General features: G+C 65.5%; 18 protein-coding genes. 11 read left to right on the top strand and 7 right to left on the bottom strand.

The window, feature by feature from the left end; genetic code table 11:
- Positions 1-3: 3 nt before the first annotated feature.
- Together OU426_RS07530 and OU426_RS07525 are read right to left on the bottom strand one after the other, a co-directional pair.
- Positions 4-786: a DUF6478 family protein gene (locus OU426_RS07530; RefSeq protein ID WP_267633310.1), complete on the bottom strand. Its 783-nt coding sequence runs from the start codon at positions 784-786 to the stop codon at positions 4-6.
- Positions 783-1,382 (bottom strand): hypothetical protein, encoded by a 600-nt coding sequence (locus OU426_RS07525; RefSeq protein ID WP_267633309.1) that lies wholly within the window; start codon positions 1,380-1,382, stop codon positions 783-785. Before OU426_RS07525 ends, OU426_RS07530 begins: the two co-directional genes overlap by 4 nt.
- Before the next feature lie 135 nt (positions 1,383-1,517).
- Here OU426_RS07525 and OU426_RS07520 point away from each other — a divergent pair, with 135 nt between their 5' ends.
- The 3 genes from OU426_RS07520 (at position 1,518) to OU426_RS07510 (ending at position 4,790) form a co-directional block, all read left to right on the top strand.
- On the top strand, positions 1,518-2,420 hold the full coding sequence (locus tag OU426_RS07520) for a CPBP family intramembrane glutamic endopeptidase (RefSeq protein ID WP_267633308.1): 903 nt from the start codon (positions 1,518-1,520) through the stop codon (positions 2,418-2,420).
- 100 nt (positions 2,421-2,520) lie between these two features.
- Complete coding sequence (accD, locus tag OU426_RS07515; protein WP_267633307.1) at positions 2,521-3,426, top strand: acetyl-CoA carboxylase, carboxyltransferase subunit beta; 906 nt, start codon at positions 2,521-2,523, stop codon at positions 3,424-3,426.
- A 92-nt stretch (positions 3,427-3,518) separates the two neighbouring features.
- Positions 3,519-4,790 carry a bifunctional folylpolyglutamate synthase/dihydrofolate synthase gene (locus tag OU426_RS07510; RefSeq protein ID WP_267633306.1) on the top strand — a complete coding sequence of 424 codons (1,272 nt, stop codon included), beginning with the start codon at positions 3,519-3,521 and terminating at the stop codon, positions 4,788-4,790.
- Positions 4,791-5,077: 287 nt separating this feature from the next.
- On the opposite strand, the gene OU426_RS07505 is transcribed toward OU426_RS07510, so the two are convergent.
- On the bottom strand, positions 5,078-6,211 hold the full coding sequence (locus tag OU426_RS07505; protein WP_267633305.1) for a glycosyltransferase: 1,134 nt from the start codon (positions 6,209-6,211) through the stop codon (positions 5,078-5,080).
- Between the two features lie 136 nt (positions 6,212-6,347).
- On the opposite strand from OU426_RS07505, the gene OU426_RS07500 reads away from it, so the two are divergent.
- Positions 6,348-7,520 carry a glycosyltransferase family 4 protein gene (locus OU426_RS07500; protein WP_267633304.1) on the top strand — a complete coding sequence of 391 codons (1,173 nt, stop codon included), beginning with the start codon at positions 6,348-6,350 and terminating at the stop codon, positions 7,518-7,520.
- Positions 7,521-7,537: 17 nt separating this feature from the next.
- On the opposite strand, the gene rfbA is transcribed toward OU426_RS07500, so the two are convergent.
- The 4 genes from rfbA to rfbC are packed head-to-tail and all read right to left on the bottom strand — an operon-like array spanning position 7,538 to position 10,900.
- Positions 7,538-8,428, bottom strand: coding sequence for a glucose-1-phosphate thymidylyltransferase RfbA (gene rfbA / locus OU426_RS07495; RefSeq protein WP_267633303.1), 891 nt, complete (start codon positions 8,426-8,428; stop codon positions 7,538-7,540).
- Positions 8,425-9,297: a dTDP-4-dehydrorhamnose reductase gene (rfbD, locus tag OU426_RS07490; RefSeq protein WP_267633302.1), complete on the bottom strand. Its 873-nt coding sequence runs from the start codon at positions 9,295-9,297 to the stop codon at positions 8,425-8,427. Before rfbD ends, rfbA begins: the two co-directional genes overlap by 4 nt.
- A complete protein-coding gene (gene rfbB / locus OU426_RS07485; RefSeq protein WP_267633301.1) occupies positions 9,294-10,334 on the bottom strand; it encodes a dTDP-glucose 4,6-dehydratase in 1,041 nt (346 codons plus the stop codon). The genes rfbD and rfbB overlap by 4 nt, the downstream gene beginning before the upstream one ends.
- The gene (gene rfbC / locus OU426_RS07480; RefSeq protein ID WP_267633300.1) at positions 10,331-10,900 is read right to left on the bottom strand and encodes a dTDP-4-dehydrorhamnose 3,5-epimerase; all 570 of its coding nucleotides are present in this window, start codon (positions 10,898-10,900) and stop codon (positions 10,331-10,333) included. The genes rfbB and rfbC overlap by 4 nt, the downstream gene beginning before the upstream one ends.
- Positions 10,901-11,439: 539 nt before the next feature.
- On the opposite strand from rfbC, the gene OU426_RS07475 reads away from it, so the two are divergent.
- The 7 genes from OU426_RS07475 to OU426_RS07445 all read left to right on the top strand — a co-directional run bounded on the left by OU426_RS07475 (position 11,440) and on the right by OU426_RS07445 (position 19,250).
- A complete protein-coding gene (locus tag OU426_RS07475; protein WP_267633299.1) occupies positions 11,440-12,051 on the top strand; it encodes a 2-dehydro-3-deoxy-6-phosphogalactonate aldolase in 612 nt (203 codons plus the stop codon).
- A 316-nt stretch (positions 12,052-12,367) separates the two neighbouring features.
- Entirely contained in the window at positions 12,368-13,330 is a 963-nt protein-coding gene (locus OU426_RS07470) for a UDP-glucuronic acid decarboxylase family protein (protein ID WP_267633298.1), read from the top strand.
- Positions 13,327-14,787, top strand: coding sequence for a hypothetical protein (locus OU426_RS07465; protein WP_267633297.1), 1,461 nt, complete (start codon positions 13,327-13,329; stop codon positions 14,785-14,787). Before OU426_RS07470 ends, OU426_RS07465 begins: the two co-directional genes overlap by 4 nt.
- A complete protein-coding gene (locus tag OU426_RS07460) occupies positions 14,787-15,791 on the top strand; it encodes a glycosyltransferase family 2 protein (protein WP_267633296.1) in 1,005 nt (334 codons plus the stop codon). The genes OU426_RS07465 and OU426_RS07460 overlap by 1 nt, the downstream gene beginning before the upstream one ends.
- A complete protein-coding gene (locus OU426_RS07455) occupies positions 15,781-16,740 on the top strand; it encodes a glycosyltransferase family 2 protein (RefSeq protein WP_267633295.1) in 960 nt (319 codons plus the stop codon). The genes OU426_RS07460 and OU426_RS07455 overlap by 11 nt, the downstream gene beginning before the upstream one ends.
- Before the next feature lie 135 nt (positions 16,741-16,875).
- Entirely contained in the window at positions 16,876-17,823 is a 948-nt protein-coding gene (locus tag OU426_RS07450; protein ID WP_267633294.1) for a lysylphosphatidylglycerol synthase transmembrane domain-containing protein, read from the top strand.
- Positions 17,824-17,825: 2 nt separating this feature from the next.
- Positions 17,826-19,250 (top strand): protoporphyrinogen/coproporphyrinogen oxidase, encoded by a 1,425-nt coding sequence (locus OU426_RS07445; protein WP_267633293.1) that lies wholly within the window; start codon positions 17,826-17,828, stop codon positions 19,248-19,250.
- Positions 19,251-19,256: the final 6 nt, after the last annotated feature.

Raw genomic sequence — 19,256 nt, 5'->3', positions numbered from 1 at the left:
CCCTCAGATCGGCGCCCGCGGCCGGCGCGAGACCACGAAGTCAGCGATCGCGATCCGGTTCATCGACGGGCGCTCGACGAAAAGGTCGATCCATATTCGCTCGATTCGCTTGTCGTTCAGATGCAGGGCCGCAAGGTCGAATTCCGCCAGGGCGCGGTCGCCCTGCCGGTTGAGCCCGGCAGTCGTCTGTGCCGTGGTGCCAGCGTGAGTGATATTCAACCGCGCGAGAAAGGATTGCGGCGCCTCGGACCTCAGCGTCAGATCGACCGCGATCACATGCTGGCTTCCGGTCAGCGCGAACCTGTCAGGCGGTACCTGCAATGACAGCGACAGATAGCTGCCCTGAAAATCATAGACTGTCAGGACCAGCCCGAAGGGCGCCCGATCCTCTGACCCGTTCGGCCGCTGGCGCAGCGACAAAAGCCCGAGCGGACAGTCATGATAAAGCGTCAGCTCCTCGCCGATCTTGCGCCCCTGCGGCCCGCTCTCGCTTATCCGGGTGGCGGTAGACCAGGCCTCCGGCCGCCAGGCAACGTCCGACATGGGCGGCGCATGAACCGGCCCGGCGCCGACCCCGAGATGGCGCACCATCTCGCTCTCCGCACGCCGCGCCAGCTGGCCCGCCGCACGGCCAAGGCTCTTGGCCGACGCCCGGAGTTCCATCAGCTCCGCCGCCTCCATGCCGCCCGCAGCCCCGGCCCAGCGCCGCCAGCGCGCCAGTTCGCGCTTCAATCGCCACCTGTCCAACCTGCCGATCGCCATCCGTGCTGCGCCCGTCCTCTTCAACGGTTCTCCGACCGCACCTTACTCACAAACTTTTCCAAAAGGCTGCGCTTTTCGTCCGAAGACAGCGGCTGCTTCGTCAGGCCCAGCACCGAAAGCGTCACGATCTGACCATCGAGCGCGAAAAGCGCCCGCCAATAATCCGGCTCGACATCCTGCCCCTCCAGCCGCGCGCTGTCGGTCGCGAGGATATAAAGCACATCCTTGGCCGACACGATCCGCTGGATCGTCACCGTCTTTGCCTTGCCCGCCCGGCTCAGCGCCTTGCGGCCCGGGTCCGAGGCCAGGAATTTCGCCATCGAGGGGAAAGACGCGGCAAAGACATCGCCCTCGGGCGCCCCAGGCGTCACATAGGCGGTCAGGATCGCCGCTTTCTTCGGCTTCGACGCCAAGCTCGACTGCCCCAGCGCCGCGCAACTGCCGAAAAGGACGAAGGCCCCGGTCTCCAGATTATGGCTGGCCTTGGTATCGACGCAAAAGCCCGGCGGCGCCGCGATGGTCAGGGCGCCCGGCCCGATCTTCATCTTCGACGGCGCGGCCTTCGCACCAGCATCGCCCGCGCCGCAGACCAGGGCGAGCATCACGACAAGCGGCGCCAAGAATCCGCGCAGACGCCAGACTGAACCTATCACCGATGCCCTGCCTTTCTCCCCCCCGCCCCTGAATAGTCCGCGGCACCCGCGCGATACAAGCCGGATTGCACCTTCCCCCCGGCCCCGCATAGGCTCACCCCGATGAAAGACCTCGGCCCCCACTACCGCCCGCTCCGCGCCTTCACGGCCCCCGTCGCTGCCCAGCGTCAGCCGCTCTGGCGACCGCTCCTCGGCGCGGTCTCGGTGGTCGTCCTCTATCTCGCCTTCCTCTTCTGCCTCGGCATCTTCCTGCAGCAGCGCTACGGCACCCTCCTCGCCGCCGGCATCGCCCAGGCGATGCTCCGCGCCACGACGCCCGGCGCGGCACTTCTTCTGCTCTATTCCTTCACCGGCATGGCCCTTGCGGTCCTGATCACGGTGCGCCTGATCCACGGCCGCAGCGCCGCGACGCTCTTCGGCAACCACCGCGCCGCGCTGGCCGATTTCCGCACCGCAGCCCGCGCCGTCCTCGCCGTCACCATCCTGGCTCTCCTCGTGGCACTCGCCACCGAACGGCCGGACACCGGCCTCGTGCTGGCGACCTTCCTTCTCTACCTGCCCGCCGCCCTTCTCGGCATCCTCCTGCAGGTGACAGCCGAAGAACTCGTGTTCCGCGGCTACCTGATGCAGGAACTGGCGGCGCGTTTCCGCTCGCCCCTCGTCTGGGCAGGCCTCTCCTCACTCCTCTTCGGGCTTGGCCATTATCAGCCGGGGCCCTATGGCGCGAACGCCTGGCCCATCGTCCTCTGGGCCACGCTCTTCGGCCTCGCCGCCGCCGACCTCACCGCCCGCACCGGCACGATCGGCGCCGCCGTGGGCCTGCATTTCGCCAACAATCTCGCGGCCTTCCTCTTCATCGGCGTCCGGGGCGACATGGACGGGCTCGCCCTCTGGACCAGAACCATCGACCTCTCGTCCCCCGACGACGTCCTGCCGATCCTCTTCGTCGACTTCCTCACCATCCTGCTCGCCTGGCTTGCCGTCCGCCTCGCGCTCCGAATCTGAGCGGCGGGTCTGACCGGCCCGGGAACCCGCACCCGACATTGCATTTCACCCCGCCCGGGCTTAATTGGGAGGCTCCGACCAGAGACGAAGGCGAACGACCATGAACTGGATCACCAACTATGTCCGGCCCAAGATCAACTCGCTCTTCTCGCGCCGCGAGGTGCCGGACAATCTCTGGACCAAATGTTCCGAATGCGGAACCATGCTCTTCCACCGCGAACTGGCCGACAATCAGAACGTCTGCACCAACTGCGACCATCACATGGCGATCACACCGCGCGAACGGTTCGCCGCCTTCTTCGACGGCGGTATCTTCACCGAGATCAAGGTGCCGGAACCGATCGCCGATCCCCTCCATTTCCGCGACCAGAAGAAATATCCCGACCGGATGAAAGCCGCGCAGAAATCGACCGGCGAGAAGGATGCGATGCTGGTGGCCGAGGGCGAGATCGGCCGCACCCGCATCGTCGCCGCCGCGCAGGATTTCACCTTCATGGGCGGATCGATGGGCATGTATGTCGGCAATGCCATCATCGCCGCCGCCGAACAGGCGGTGAAGAAGAAACTGCCGCTCATCCTCTTCTCCGCCGCCGGTGGCGCTCGGATGCAGGAAGGCATTCTCTCGCTCATGCAGATGCCGCGCACCACGGTGGCGGTCGAGATGCTGAAGGAAGCGGGGCTGCCCTATATCGTCGTCCTCACCCACCCGACCACCGGCGGCGTCACCGCCTCCTACGCGATGCTCGGAGACGTCCAACTGGCCGAACCGAACGCGCTCATCTGCTTTGCCGGCCCCCGCGTGATCGAACAGACGATCCGCGAGAAACTGCCCGAAGGCTTCCAGCGCGCCGAATATCTCCTCGACCATGGCATGCTCGACCGGGTGACCCACCGCAAGAAACTGCGCGAGGAACTGATCTCGATCCTGCGCATGCTCACCCGCCAGTCGCCCCCGGTGAAGGGCGACCTGCCCGCTCCCGTCAGCAAGGCCAGCGAAACCGCCTGATCCCCTCTTCTGTTTCCAAATATCCTCGGGGGGTCCGGGGGGCAGACAGCCCCCCGGCCTCCGCCCCGGGAAACAGGCCGCAAAGGTGCAGCATGACCGAAGGCTCAGATCTCATCCTCGCCCGGATGATGTCGCTTCACCCCAAGATCATCGACCTCACGCTCGACCGGATGCACCGGCTCCTCGCCGCGCTCGGCAACCCCGAACGCCGCCTGCCGCCGGTGATCCATATCGCGGGCACCAACGGCAAGGGCTCGACCCAGGCGATGATCCGCGCGGGGTTGGAGGCCAAAGGCGACAGGGTCCATGCCTATACCTCCCCCCATCTCGCCCGCTTCCACGAACGGATCCGGCTGGCCGGAGAGCTGATTTCCGAACCCGACCTCAGCCGCATCCTCGACGAATGCGACCGCGCAAACGGCGGGACCTCGATCACCTTCTTCGAAATCACCACCTGCGCCGCCTTCCTGGCCTTCGCCCGCACGCCCGCCGACTGGACATTGCTCGAGGTCGGCCTCGGCGGGCGGCTTGATGCGACGAACGTGGTCGATGTGCCGCGCCTCACCATCATCACCCCAGTCTCGATCGACCATCAGCAGTACCTTGGCGAAACGCTGGCAGAAATCGCAGGCGAGAAGGCCGGAATCCTCAAGCGCGGCGTGCCCTGCGTCGTTGGCCCGCAGGAAGAAGCGGGGCTAGAGGTGATCGAGGCGAAAGCCGCGCGCCTTGGCTGCCCGCTCCTCGTCCATGGCCAGCACTGGCGCGCGTGGGAGGAACGCGGGCGGCTGATCTTTCAGGATGAAAACGGTCTTCTCGACCTGCCCCTCCCCAACCTCCCCGGCCCCCACCAGATCGACAATGCGGGCGCGGCACTCGCGGCGCTGCGCCATCTCGGCGCCGACGAGGCCGCCTACGAGGCAGCGGTGACGAAAGCCTACTGGCCCGCGCGGATGCAGCGCCTGAGCCACGGCCCGCTTGTCGAGGCAGCGGGCACTTGCGAACTCTGGCTCGACGGCGGCCATAATCCGGCGGGCGGCCATGCGGTCGCGGCGACGCTCGCCCGCATGGCTTTGAGGCCCACCTACCTCGTCTGCGGCATGCTCAACACCAAGGATGTCGCGGGCTACATGCGCCCGCTCGCGCCGCTGGTGCGGCACCTTAGCGCCATCTCGATCCCGGGCGAGGCGAACACGCTTGCCGCCGAAGCCACCCGCGACGCCGCCCTCGGCGCGGGCATCGAAGCGGAGACGGCAGAGACTGTTTTTTCGGCTATTCAGAAAATTGCGAAACAGGCGCCCGGCGCCCGCATCCTGATCTGCGGCTCGCTCTATTTGGCGGGCGCGGTCCTGCGCGAAAACGGCTAGGTGCCGGCCTCAGACGGGAGGGTCCGCGCGTCCTGAACACCCGTTCCTTCAATGTGGCCCAAGTATCCCGGGAGGGTCCGGGAGGGCAGAGCCCTCCCGGCTCCGCCACTCAGGGCGCGCACCGCCCGCCGGGTCGCGCCGGACCATCATCCGGGCGCCTCTTCAGGCCCACGCGCAGGCATACGTGCAGACATACGTAAACTACACCTGAACTTCCGGCGAATTTCCTTGCAAAACAGCCCCTTCGCCTCAGCGAAGGTCCTGTCCTTAACCCCTTCTTAACGACGTCATCCCAGTCGCGCCATGCTACGATAGAGCGTCTCGAACTGCGGGTGGATCCAGTCGGGGTCGAAGCGGTCCTCGCCCGCCCGCTCCAGCGCGGCTGCACTCAGCGCAAGCCGTGCCGTCTCGTCCGCCAGCACATCCTCGACCGCCCCGCAGATCGCCCCGACATCGCCCACCGGCACTATCCGCCCCACGCTCTCGTCAATCAGTTCCACAACGCCGGAACAGGCTGTCGCCACCGCCGGACACCCCGCCCGGAACGCCTCGACAATGGTGAAGGGCAAGGCCTCCCAGCGCGAGGTCAGAAGGAAAAGGTCGGCCGCCAGAAGATGCAGGTGCGGCTCCGACGTCCGGCCGATGAAACTCAGCGCCGGCAGCACGCCCCTCTCCCGCGCCAGCGCCTTCAGCGCCACCTCGTCCGGCCCGTCGCCCGCCACGACGAAGCGCCAGCCGGGGTGGTCCTTCATCAGCCGCTCCACGCACTCGATCAGGATATCGACGCCCTTCTGATGGGCCAGCCGCACCAGCGTCAGGATCACCCGGTCGCCATCGCCCATCAGCCGCGCGCGCAGTGCCGCCACCTCAGCCGCGCTGACCTCGGGCGGCGGATCAACCCCCAGCCCGATGACCTTCAGCCGCTCGCGCGGCACCCTGCCGATCGTGGCCAGATCCTCCGCACTCCGGTGGCTCGGCGTCACCGTCAGATCGCACATCCGCGCGATCCGACCGAAGCCCGCGATCCGCTCGGGCTCGGACCCGTGATAGGTCACGATCAAGGGAATATTCAGCCCCTTGCGCGCAAGCGCCGCCACCAGCGCGGGCGCGCTGTCATGGGCATGGATCACATCCACCGGATGGCGCTTCAGCCAGCGGCGGAGCCGCCAGGCCGCCCCTACCAGCGCCATCAGCCGCCGCGGGAGCGGCCCGCCGCCGCCCGCCACCCGGTTCACCGGTAATTCGAGATAGGGATGCCCCGTCCCCCCATTCACCCAGACATCCGGCGATCCGGCCAGCGTCACCTCATGACCCGCCGCCACCAGCCATTCGCGAAGCGCAAGGATATGGCGGGTGATTCCGCCCACCCCCAGCTGGGTGCCGATCTCAAGGATGCGCAATTGTTTCGGGGCCGGTTCCATTCCGCCTAGATGGCCGGGGGGACATGCCTCTGGCAAGCGAAAGTCGCGCGGGCGTTGCGGTCCGGCCGCCTTCAGGCCATGGTCCGGCGAGAGCGGCCCGATAGGTGCCGCAGCGCGATCAATGAAGGGCCGTCTGGTGATTCACGTAGGCATTGATGCGAGTTCCTGGGGCAATGAACGCGGCTTTGGCCGTTTCACCCGCTCGATGGTCTTTGCCCTTGCCGAACGCGACCGCGGCTTCCGCTACACACTTCTGTTCGACACGCCCCCCGACCGGCCGGTGCCGCCGGGGGTCGCAGTCGTGGTCGCCGGCGCGGGCCAGTCGATGGCGGCGGCAGCCAGCGGCAAGGGCGCGCGTGGCGGGGCGGACATGTGGACCCAGTCCAAAGCGGCCGCCCGTCTTGGCGCCGATGTCCTCTTCTTCCCGGCGCACTATTCCTTCTACCCGGTGCTCTCGCGCGTCCCGAAAGTGGTCTGTATCCATGACACGATCCCCGAACGCTTTCCCGACCTGATCTTCCCGACCAAACGCAACGAGCTGTTCTGGAAAGCAAAAACCTGGCTCGCGCTGAAGCAGGCGCGCCGGGTGATGACGGTGTCAGAGGCTTCTGCCGCCGACATCGCCGCGCTTCTGAAGGTGCGGCGCGAGCGGATCGATGTGGTGACTGAAGGGGCGGAAGACCTGTTCAAGCCGATCCCCGACCCCGCCCGCCGCGCCGCCGCGCGCGCGCGCCACGGCATCCCTGCGGGCGTGCCGCTCCTCGTCTATGTCGGCGGGTTCAACCGCCACAAGAACGTGCTGAAGCTGATCGAGGCGATGCCAGCGATCCTCGCCGCCTGCCCCGAAACCCGCCTCGCCATCGTCGGCCGCACGACCGGCGCCAGGTTCTGGGACAATATCGACGAGCTGAAAGCCGGGGCGAGCCGCGATGCCCGCACGTCCGACCGGATCCTCTTTACCGGCGAGATTCCGGATGAAGAGATGGCGGAGCTTCTGAACGCGGCCTCCGCGCTCGTGATGCCCTCGCTCTGGGAAGGGTTCGGCCTGCCCGCTCTGGAGGCCATGTCTTGCGGGACGCCGGTCCTTGCCGCGAACCGGGGCAGCCTGCCCGAGGTTGTGGGCGATGCCGGCCTCTATTTCGAACCCGAGGACGCCGCAGAGCTGGCCGCGCGCGCTATCGACCTCCTCGCTACGCCGGGTCTGCAGGAAAGGCTTGCAGCGCGCGCGCTGACGCGCGCGCGTCAGTTCGGCTGGGACCGCGCCGCCGATCTGGCGGAACGGTCCTTCCGCCGCGCGCTGGGCCGGTAGGACCAGCCCGGCGCTTCTCAGGCTTCCGCTTCGTCGGCGATCCGCGCCAGATAGCGGCCATATTGGGTCTTGAGGTAGGGCTTCGCCAGTTCCCGCAGCTGACCCGCATCGATCCAGCCGTTTTCGAAGGCGATCTCCTCGGGGCAGCCGACCTTGAGGTTCTGCCGCTCCTCGATGGTGCGGATGAATTCGGCCGCTTCCAGTAGGCTTTCATGGGTGCCGGTGTCGAGCCAGGCAAAGCCACGGCCGAGCTTTTCGACATTCAGCGTGCCGTCGGTCCGGTAGTGGTTCAGAAGATCGGTGATCTCCAGCTCGCCGCGCGGCGAAGGCTTGATCGCCTTGGCGCGGGCGGGCGCGGAGCCGTCGAGGAAATAGATGCCCGTGACGGCGTAGGAGCTCTTCGGCTTTTCCGGCTTTTCGACCAGTGACAGGACACGACCCTCGCGGTCAAACTCCACCACGCCATAACGTTCCGGGTCCGAGACGCGGTAGCCGAAGACCGTGCCACCGGTTCCGCGTTCATCAGCGGCGGCGAGACGCGCGGGCAGGCCCTCTCCGAAGAAGACATTGTCGCCCAGAACCATGGCCGAGGGCGCGCCGCCGAGGAAATCCTCTGCAAGGATATAGGCCTGCGCCAGCCCGTCGGGCGAGGGCTGGACGATATAGTCGAAGCGCATGCCCCAGTCCTTGCCATCACCCAGAAGTGCCGAGAACTGCGGCAGGTCGCGCGGGGTCGAGATGATGCAGACCTCGCGGATACCCGCGAGCATCAAGGCCGACAGCGGATAATAGATCATCGGCTTGTCATAGAGCGGCAGCATCTGTTTCGACACCGCATGGGTGATCGGGTAAAGTCGCGTTCCCGACCCGCCTGCGAGGATGATGCCTTTGCGGCCCGTTGTCGTCATGCGCCACTCTCCAGTTCACGAATTACGGTCTTGAGGCCGGTCCGCCAATCGGGCTGGCCGATCGAATAGATGTCACGGATTTTCGCGCAGTTCAGCACCGAATTCGCGGGGCGCTTTGCCGGAGTGGGGAACTCCGCCGTCGTGATGCGCTTGACCGCCGGTTTGCGCGGCAGCGACGAGGCCGCGAAGATCGCCTCGGCGAAGTCGGCCCAGCTGCAGGCGGGGCCGCCCGCGAAATGGAAGATGCCCGACTGTCCGCGGCCTTCGTGAAACGACAGGCCGATCGCGATCAGGGCTTTCGCGATCTCATCCGCCGCGGTCGGCCCGCCGCGCTGGTCGTCAACGACCGACAGCATCTCGCGGTCGGCGCCGAGACGGAGCATCGTCTTGACGAAATTCTTGCCATGCGCCGAAAAAACCCAGGCCGTGCGCAGGATCACATGCGGCCCGCTCGCCGCCGTTACCTGCCGCTCGCCGTCAAGCTTCGTCGCGCCATAGGCGCCAAGTGGCGCAACGGGATCTTTCTCTTCCCATGGCCGTGTGGCCGCGCCGTCGAAGACATAGTCGGTCGAGACATGCAGGAACGGCAGGCCCCGCGCCGCCGCCGCCCGAGCCATCGCACCGGGCGCATCGCCATTCACCAGCTGCGCGGTCGCGCGGTCTGCCTCGGCAGCATCCACGGCCGTATAGGCGGCCGCGTTGATAACGATGTCGGCGTCCGTGGCCGCGACCAGTGCGGCACAGGCCGCCGGATCGGTCAGATCGGCGCGGTCGCGGCCGAGCGCATCGACCTCCATCCCGACCAGTGGTGCGTTGCGGGCGATCTCGATTGCGACCTGGCCGGTGGTGCCGAAGATGAGGGCTTTCATGAGTTGGTCCCGAGCCTCTTGCCTACCCCATCCCGGTCCTGAAGCGCGCGCCACCAGTCTTCGTGGTCAAGGAACCATTGCACGGTTTTCTCCAGCCCCTCGTCGATCGTGACCGACGGCCGCCAGCCCAGTTCCTCGCGGATGCGGCCGGGATCGATCGCATAGCGCTGGTCGTGGCCCGGACGGTCGGCGACGAAGGTGATCTGTTCGGCATAGGGCGCATTGCCGGGGCGCTTTTCATCAAGGATCGCGCAGATCTTTGTCACGAGGTCGAGGTTCGACGCCTCATTCTCGCCGCCGATATTGTAGCTGCGGCCCAGTTCCCCCTTCTGCACGACGAGGAGGAGCGCGTCGGCGTGGTCCTCGACAAACAGCCAGTCGCGGACATTGTCGCCCTTGCCGTAAATCGGGATCGGTGCGCCGGCGAGCGCCTTGAGGATCACCACGGGAATGAGCTTTTCCGGGAAATGGTAGGGGCCGTAGTTGTTGGAACAATTGGTCAGGACGACCGGCAGGCCGTAGGTCTCGTGCCAGGCGCGGACCAGATGGTCCGACGCCGCCTTCGAAGCCGAATAGGGCGAGCGCGGGTCGTAGGGCGTGTCTTCGGTGAACTTGCCTGTCGGGCCGAGCGAGCCAAAGACCTCATCCGTCGAGATATGATGGAAGCGGAAGTCGGCGGGCCTGCCCTTCGCCACCCAATAGGCGCGCGCGGCCTCCAGCATCACATAGGTGCCGTTGATATTTGTCTGGATGAACGTGTCGGGTCCGTCGATCGAACGGTCGACGTGGCTTTCGGCTGCCAGATGCATGATCGCGTCGGGTTGATGCTTGGCGAGGATCGCATCGATGCGCGGCCGGTCGCAGATGTCGGCCTGCTCGAAAGCGTAGTTCGGGCTGCCCGAGACTTCGGCCACGTTCGACAGGGAACCCGCATAGGTCAGCTTGTCGAGGTTCACTACAGAATGGCCCGCGTGGATGGCGCGGCGCACGACCGCCGATCCGATGAAGCCCGCGCCGCCGGTGACGAGAAGTTTCATGCGCGGGCCTCGAAGGTGAAGGGGGACTGGAAATCCCTGAGGAAGGGGGCCGCCCGGTCCTTGTCCGACAGGATTGCCGACGCGGGGTCTACCCCCCAGTCGATGCCGATATCGGGATCGTCGAACCGAACCGCGCCATCGCAGGCAGGCGCATAGACGTCGGAACATTTATAGAGAAGCTCGCTGTCGGGCGCGCGGGTGACGAACCCGTGCAGGAAGCCCGCGGGGATCAGCAACTGGCGGCCATTCTCTGCCGAAAGCTCTGTGCCGAACCATTGGCCGAAGGTGGGCGAGCCGACGCGGATATCGACTGCAACGTCGAACACCCGGCCGCGCCCGCAGCGAACCAACTTGGTCTGCGCATGCGGCGGCGACTGGAAATGCAGACCGCGCACGGTGCCAACCTCGCTGGAGCTGGAATGATTGTCCTGCACGAAGTCGTAGTGGATACCGTTCGCGGCCAGGGTCTGCTTGTTCCAGACCTCGGAAAACCAGCCGCGTGCATCGCCAAAGCGGCGTGGCGTCAGAATAAGGCAGCCGGAAAGCGGCGTTTCTTCAATCTGCATCGGGTCATCCTCTGGTTTCGCCGGGTCTTAGACCGAACCAGGGCCGGTGAAAAGTCGCTTACAGCCGCTGATCTTCTCTCATGAGACAACCGGCAATGCCTTGCCGACGGCATCGGACAGGCTCCGTGCCCACCGAAGCTCCCTTGCGCCATGCAACCCACCGGGCCTATGATCTTGATATACAGAACTTTGTTCCGAATATCGGACCGATCCGACATGCTCATGATGCGAACCGCTCCCGATGCGCGTGTTTCCCTCGCTGCCCGGCGAATCATCACGTTCCTGACGGGATCAAGGCGCGGCGGAAGAGCGCCAACGGCGGGATTCCAGACTTGCGGCATGGACGTGGATCAGGTCCATCTAGGCGCGAACACACCCGAAATTCGGGCGTATGTCTGCGCGGGCAACGTTGTGAACTTGAGACCTTTCAGGAAAGGCGGGGCTGCCGTATGTCGCGGCACGCGTTCGCTGCGGCGGCGTCCTTCGCGCGTCGGGTCGGCGCATGCGCGCGCCGTTGTACGCCCGTCCGGAGGGCGGTCATGAGCCGCCCGATCATCGCCATCCTGCGCGGACTGACCCCGGTAGAGGCCGTGCCGGTCGGGCGCGCCCTCATGCAGGCCGGGATCGACCGGATCGAAGTGCCGCTCAACTCTCCCGAGCCGCTGCAATCGATAGCCGAGCTTGCGGCCGCCTTTGGCGACCGGGCGCTGATCGGGGCGGGCACGGTGCTGACCGAGGCGGATGTGGAGGCGGTCGCCTATGCGGGCGGGCGGCTGATCGTGTCGCCCAATTGCGATCCGGTGGTGATCGGCCAGTCCAAGGCGCACGGCATGGAAAGTTGGCCGGGCGTGATGACGCCGACGGAATGTTTCACCGCCCTGCAGGCGGGGGCGGACGGGCTGAAGCTTTTCCCCGGGTCCATGGTCGGGCCTGAGGGGCTGAAGGCAATACGCGCGATCCTGCCGCGCGGCACGCAGGTTTTCGCAGTCGGCGGCGCGGGGCCGGAGAATTTCGCAAGCTGGATCAGTGCCGGGGCGGACGGATTCGGCATCGGCAGCGCGCTCTACAAGCCGGGCATGAGCCCGGCCGAAGTCGGCACACGGGCGCGTGCGATCGTCGAGGCGTTCGACGCCACGCGTGGCGCGCATTAACGCCAGCCGACTCGCCCTGCGGCCTCTGCGGCTCCTCGCGCCGCCGCTGCCGTCGCAATCGCCCGGCGGTTGGCAGATTGATCGCAATCGCGAAACAGCACGGCAGCATCAGGCTGGATTGCTGGCCCGAACTAAGGCATCAAGATTATAGGCAGTATGTGGTTGGCTGCCGGGTGCAGAGTTTCAGCGATAGCGGTTGGTTGATGTCATTGACGGTCTGCAAGGCGGCGGGCGCTTGGCCCACAGGCAGCCGCGCGCGGATCGGGATCACCGCTGACCTTGAAATATCTGCGGGTGGCCGGGAGGAAGACAGGGAATGAGTCTGACATCGAAGCGCGTTCTGGTGACGGGGGGCGCGGGCTTTCTGGGCTCGCACCTCTGCGAACGCTTGCTGGACGCGGGCCATGATGTCCTCTGTGTCGACAATTACTTCACCGGGCGCCGCGACAATGTCGCCCATCTGATCGGCAATCCTCGCTTCGAAATCATGCGCCATGACGTGACCTTCCCGCTCTATGTGGAGGTTGACGAGATCTACAACCTCGCCTGTCCGGCGAGCCCGGTTCATTATCAGCACGATCCGGTGCAGACGACGAAAACCAGCGTCCATGGCGCGATCAACATGCTGGGGCTCGCGAAACGCCTGCGCGCCAAGATCCTGCAGGCCTCGACATCCGAAGTTTACGGCGACCCAGTCGTGCATCCCCAGACCGAAGATTATTGGGGCAACGTCAACCCGATCGGCTTCCGGTCGTGCTATGATGAGGGCAAGCGCTGCGCCGAGACGCTGTTTTTCGACTATCACCGCCAGCACAAGCTGCGCATCAAGGTCGCGCGCATCTTCAATACCTACGGGCCGCGCATGCATCCGCAGGATGGGCGCGTGGTGTCGAACTTCATCATGCAGGCGCTTGAGGGCAAGCCGATCACCATCTACGGCGAGGGGAGCCAGACCCGGTCCTTCTGCTTTGCGGACGATCTGATCGAAGGGCTGATCCGTCTGATGAACACAGGTGACGAGATCACCGGCCCGATGAATATCGGCAACCCGGTCGAGATGACGATCCGCGAACTGGCCGAACTGGTGGTCGAGCTGACCGGCTCGCGCTCGAAACTTGTCTATGAACCGCTGCCCCATGATGATCCAGTCCAGCGCCGCCCCGACATTTCCTTTGCCCGCAAGGCGCTCGGCTGGGAGCCGAAGGTCAAGCTCCGCGACGGGCTGATGCAGACCATTGCCTATTTTGACCGCCTGAGAAGCGGGGCGGCGGCGCCATGACCCAGGGGCACGAGCGGCGGATGGTGCGACGGGTGCTGTGGTTGCTGGCCGCGACGCTCGCTGTCTTCAGCGTGCTGATCGTGAACGGGCGGCCGCTCTTTTATTTCGACACGATGGGTTATTATGAACAGGGCATGGCGGCCCTGCGCAGCCTTGGCCTTCTTCCCGCGCCGGAAGCGCTCGCCAGCGCCGGTGGCAGCGGCGCAACGCCTCATACGGTCGACGGTTCGCGCTCGCCCTTCTATTCGCTGCTCGCGGGTCTATTTGCCGCTGCAGGCGCGTTCGACCTGCTGATCCTCTTCAACGTCGGCGTGCTTGTCGCGACCCTCTGGCTGGTCGCGCAGATCGTGCGCCGCCTTCACGCACCCGCGCTCGACCCGGTCGTCCTGACCGCACTCGCGATCATCGCCGGATCGCTCGGCTCGCTCCCCTTCTATGTCGCCTACCTGATGCCCGACCTGATGGCGCCCGTCCTCCTGATCGCAGTTGCCGCCATCACCGCCTTTGGGCGCGAGATGCGTCCGGGCGAACTTTTGGCCGCTTTCCTGCTCGCCTCGGTCGCCATCGTCTCGCACTTGTCGCATTACGGGATCGCCGCCGCGATGGTTCCGGCCGTGGCGCTTGTCGCTGTCCTTGCCGGGCGGCGGCGCTGGTGGCTTCCACCGCTCATCCTCCTCGCAATCGTCGCCGTCGGCTACGCCCAGCAGCAAGCCTTCCGCATGGTTGCGGCAAAGACCGTGAAGTCCGATGTGGTCATCCAGCCCTATATCACCGCCCGCCTGATCCAGGACGGGCCGGGCTACGACTGGCTTGAGGCCCATTGCCCGGACAGCGCCATCGCGACCTGCAAGCTGTGGGATGCGCTGCATATCTCTGACGATCCTTACCGCCTGACCGCCTCGCATATCCTCTTCGAAACGAGCAAGCGGCTCGGCTCCTACAGACTGATGACGCCCGAGGATCAGAAAGCCGTCGCCGACGCGCAGATCGGCTTCTTCTCGGACGTGCTGAAGGAGATGCCGTTGGCCGTCGCGGGGGCGCTCATTGCCAATACGCTCAAGCAATCGGCGATGGTAAGCGTCGACATGACCATCCCCACGGATCAGATCGTGCGGCGCAACCGCGTGGTCACGGAAACGCTGAGCGGGCCACTGTTGCGCGGCCGGCTGGCCGAAGACCGCCGCTGGATCGATACATCCGTGCGGCTGCACCGCACATATTATGCTGCGGCACTCGTCCTATCGGTCATCCTGCTTCTGGGCCCCGGCCTGCCGAAGGGGCTGCGGGTGTTCGGCGTGATGGTCCTTCTGGGCGTCCTTGCCAATGCCTTCGTCTGCGGCGGCATTTCCCAGCCCGCAAACCGCTACGGTGCACGGGTGATCTGGCTGGTGCCAATGCTTGCGGCGATGCTGCTTTACTGGTCGGCCCGCCCGCCTACCGCACGCGAGAAACTGTGATGGTCGCCGCCCCCACCATTTCCGTCATCGTCCCCGCCTATCGGGCGGAACACTTGCTACCGCGCGTACTTGAGCCGCTGATGGCCATGCATCAGCGCGGTGAGGTTCTGGAGGTGATCGTGGTGGACGACCGCTCGCCCGACCGCACAGGCGAAGTGGCGCGGATCATGGGTGCGCGGGTGATCGTGACGCCGAAGAACGGCGGCCCTGGTGTGGCGAGGAACCTTGCGGCGCGCGTGGCGGCGGGCGAGGTGCTGTGGTTCGTCGACAGCGACGTGATCGCGTGGCCCGATGGCGCACGGCGCCTTCGGGCCACCTTCGCCGACCCTACGGTCGCCGCCGTCTTCGGTTCCTACGACACGACACCGGAAGGCAACTGGTTCGCGCGCTACAAGAACCTGATGCACCGCTATTACCATCAGACCGCCCGCCGCACGGCGCGCACCTTCTGGGCCGGCTGCGGCGCCATCCGTGCCAGTTGGTTCGAGAAGGTTGGCGGCTTCGACGTGGAAACCTACCGTGTCCCCTCGATCGAGGATATCGAGCTTGGCTACCGGATCCATGCGGCGGGCGGCGTGATCTGCGTCGATCCCGCGCTTCTCGGCAAGCATCTGAAGCAATGGACGATGCGGCAGGCGATCCATACCGACATATTCCGCCGCGCCCTGCCATGGTCGCGGCTGATGATCGCGCGCGAGGGCCTGTCGGACGACCTCAACACTTCTCGGATGGAGCGCGTGCGGGCGATCCTTGCCGGGGTGTTCCTTCTGTCCGTTCTTCTCATGCCGCTGATCGGCTGGGGCTGGCCAGCAGGCCTTCTAGCCGTCGTGATCCTCGCCAACTGGCCTCTTTTTTCCTTTTTCATTGCCCATCTCGGCCTTCTCAGGGCCTTTTTGGCGATCCTCTATCATCAGGTCTATTATGTATATTCGGCGGGTGCCTTTGCCTGGTGCCTGATCGAATATCATGTCTTTGGCGTAAGGAACCGTTTGCATGTCCCCTGAAGATCAAGGCGCGAAGGTCGCCACCAAGCCCGCGGGTCGCAGCCGCGCGGCAAAGGACAGCGTGCCTGCCGTGAAAGTCGCGGACGGGTTCGAGGGGCTTTCCCTGTCGGTGGTGATCCCTGCCTATAACGAGGAAGGCGCGGTGCGCCAGACGATCGAGGATGTGCGCGTCGAAATGGACGCGACCGGGGTTCCTTACGAGATCATCGTGATCGACGACGGTTCTGAGGACCGGACGCTGGAAATCGCGCGCGCAACCGGCGTGGTCGTTGATACCAATCAGGTGAACACCGGCTACGGCGCGAGCCTGAAGCGCGGCATCAAGCACGCCCAGCACGAATATGTGGCGATCATCGACGCCGACGGCACCTATCCGGCACGCTACCTGCCCGAGATGCTGAAGATGTGCCGCGATCAGGACATGGTGGTGGGCGACCGGGGCGCTGCGATGAAGAACGTGCCCTGGATCAGGAAGCCCGCGAAATGGGTCTTGAACACCTTCGCCTCCTTCCTTGCGGAGCGGAAACTCAACGACCTGAACTCTGGCCTGCGCGTTTTCCGCAAATCGGAGCTTGTGCCCTTCATCCCGCTTCTGCCGCAGAAGTTTTCCTTCACCACAACCATCACGCTCTGCATGTCCTGCAACGGCAAGAGGATGATCTATACGCCGATCCAATATGGCAAGCGCGTGGGCAAGTCGAAGATCCGGCCGGTGGATTTCATCAACTTCATCATCCTTGTTCTGAGGATGACGGTGCTGTTCAACCCGCTTCGGGTCTTCATCCCGCTCGGCCTGGGCCTGATGGGCGTCGGCGCGATCAAGTTCTTCTATGACATCTGGATGGACAACCTGTCGGAGACCACGATCTTCGCCTTCCTGTCGGCGCTGATCATCTGGTCGCTGGGGCTCATTGCCGACATGATCTCGCGCCTGCATCTGAGGCCCTGAGGTGGGCCTGATCGCACTTTTCCCCGGCCGGGCCTCGTCGTCAGCCTTCGGCCGCTCCTCGGGTTTCGGGCCGGAGGCGCCAGCGATGAGTGCTGAAGGCATCGAAGAGCGGCCCCTGTTTGCGCGGGGGCGTCGATGAGCCGGGCCCTGCGCAAATGGCTGATCCGCGCGGCAGGCTCCTTTGGGGCCCTTGCGCTCATTTTCTGGTTCCTGCCAAAAGAGGCAATCCTCGAGGGCTTCAGCCGCCTGACGCCCGGCCTCTTCCTCGGGGTCTTTCTGGCCTTCCTTGCCGCCCATGTGGCAGCCGCCTGCAAATGGTGGCTGCTGATGGACCGCGCCCTGCCGTTCGGTCAGGCGCTCCGCGCCCATTTCGCCGGGCTTGCCGCCAATCTTGCGCTGCCCGGCGCGGCAGGCGGCGACGCGGTACGGGCAGGCCTTGCCCATGTGGCGCTGAAGGACGGGCCTAAGGTGGCCGCCGCCGCCGTGGGCGACCGGCTGATCGACATGGTGGGCCTAGCGGGGCTGAGCCTTCTTGGCCTTGCTTTTCTGGCGAAGGGCGGCAATCCCGTGCTGGCCTGGACCATGTCCGGCGTGATCATCGGCGGCGCTATCCTTGCCTTGTTCATCTTTCCGGCCGTCGCGCGCGGGCTTTGGGGGCGCTTTCCGGCGCTTCCCGCGAAGGGGCTGGCGCTCAGGCTGGCTGATGCATTCAGAAGCCTCGGACGGCGGCCCTTCCTCCTCCTCTTCTCGCTACTTTTCTCCGCCGCGATCCAGTCGCTCCTGATCTGGCTCTCGGTCCGCCTTGCGCTGCCGGTGGGCGTCGATGTACCGCTCGCCGCCTGGTTCTTCGCCTGGCCGCTGGCCAAGATCGTCTCGACGCTGCCCATTTCGCTCGGCGGGCTCGGCGTCAGGGAAAGCTCGCTTGCGGCTCTTCTCGTGCCCTTCGGCGCCAGCGCGCCTCAGGTCGTGGCCTCCGGCCTCGCCTGGCAGGGGATTCTTTATCTGACGGGCCTCCTCGGGGCGCTCGTCCTGACCTTTTCCGGCCTGCGCCTGACCGGTGCGGCCAAAGTGATTGAGGACTGAAGATGGCGGAAAAGCCGAAAGTGATCATCCTGGGCGCGGGGCCTGCCGGAATTGCGGCGGCGCATGCGCTGACCAAGGCGCAGAAGGCTGACGTGCGGGTGCTGGAGCGGGCGGACCGCGCGGGCGGCAATTCGACCAGCTTTCAGATCGAGGGCATCTGGTGCGACTATGGCTCGCACCGTTTTCACCCGGTCGCGGACCCCGCCGTCATCGCCGATGTGAAGGCGCTTCTGGGCGAGGACCTGCTGCTGCAGCCCCGCCATGGCCGCATCCGTCTTGGCGGGCGCTGGATCCACTTCCCGCTGAAGCCTTTGGACGCGCTGCTGCGTCTGCCGCCCGCTTTCGCGGTCAGGCTTTTCGGCGACATGCTTCTGAAGCCCTTCCGCAAGAAGCGCGGCGGAGCGCGGAGTTTTTCTTCCGTCCTTTATGACGGGCTTGGGCCGACGATCTCGGAAAGCTTCTATTTCCCTTACGTGAAGAAGCTCTGGGGCCTCGATCCAGACAAACTGGCCGTGACCTTGGCCGAACGGCGGGTGTCGTCGGGTTCGGTCGGCAAGATCCTTGGCAAGATGCTGAGGATGCTGCCCGGCATGAAGGGGCCGACGACTGGAAGGTTCTATTATCCGAGGAAGGGTTTCGGGCAGATTTCCGAGGCGATGGTTGCGGCGTCCAAGGCGGCAGGCGCGGACTATGCGTTTGGCGCCGATATCCTCAGGATCGAACGCACGGACAATCGCGTGACCGGCCTTGTGGTCAAGGGCCCGGCAGGTGAGGAACGGCTGAGCGCCGATCAGGTCTATTCGACCATCCCGCTGACGACGGCTGTCCGGCTGATGGATCCGCCCGCGCCCGCGGCGGTGCAGGCAGCGGCAAAGGCGATCCGGTTCCGCGGCATGATCCTTGTCTATCTGATCCTGAAGACAGACCGATTCACCGAATACGATGCCCATTACTTCCCCGAGCTTTCCATGCCTCTGAGCCGGATGTCGGAGCCGAAGAATTACAATTCCGCAACCGGGCCGAAGGGGTTGACCATCCTTTGCGGCGAACTGCCCTGCGATCCCGGCGAAAAATGGTGGGACATGTCCGACGAGGAGATCGGGCGGCATTATGTGAACTGGCTGAACGATCTGGGCCTGCCGGTCAGATGCGAGGTATTGCGCTGCGAGACAAGGCGGATCGGGCAGGCCTATCCGGTCTATGACCTCGACTATCAGCGGCATTTCGAGGCGGTCGACGGCTGGCTATCCTCGCTTGAGGGGTTCCTGTCGTTCGGGCGGCAGGGGCTTTTCGCCCATGACAATACCCATCATGCCTTCGCCATGGCCTATGGCGCGGCCGACGTGCTGACGGCGGACGGGTCGGTCGATCGTAAGGCCTGGGCAGAGCGGCGGGCGGAGTTCGAACATCACCGGGTGGAGGATTGATGGGGA

Origin of the sequence: Frigidibacter sp. RF13 (genome assembly GCF_026626305.1) — a bacterium.
In the GTDB taxonomy this organism is placed as follows: domain Bacteria; phylum Pseudomonadota; class Alphaproteobacteria; order Rhodobacterales; family Rhodobacteraceae; genus TMP-24.
This window is presented reverse-complemented; position numbering and strand designations above follow the sequence as displayed.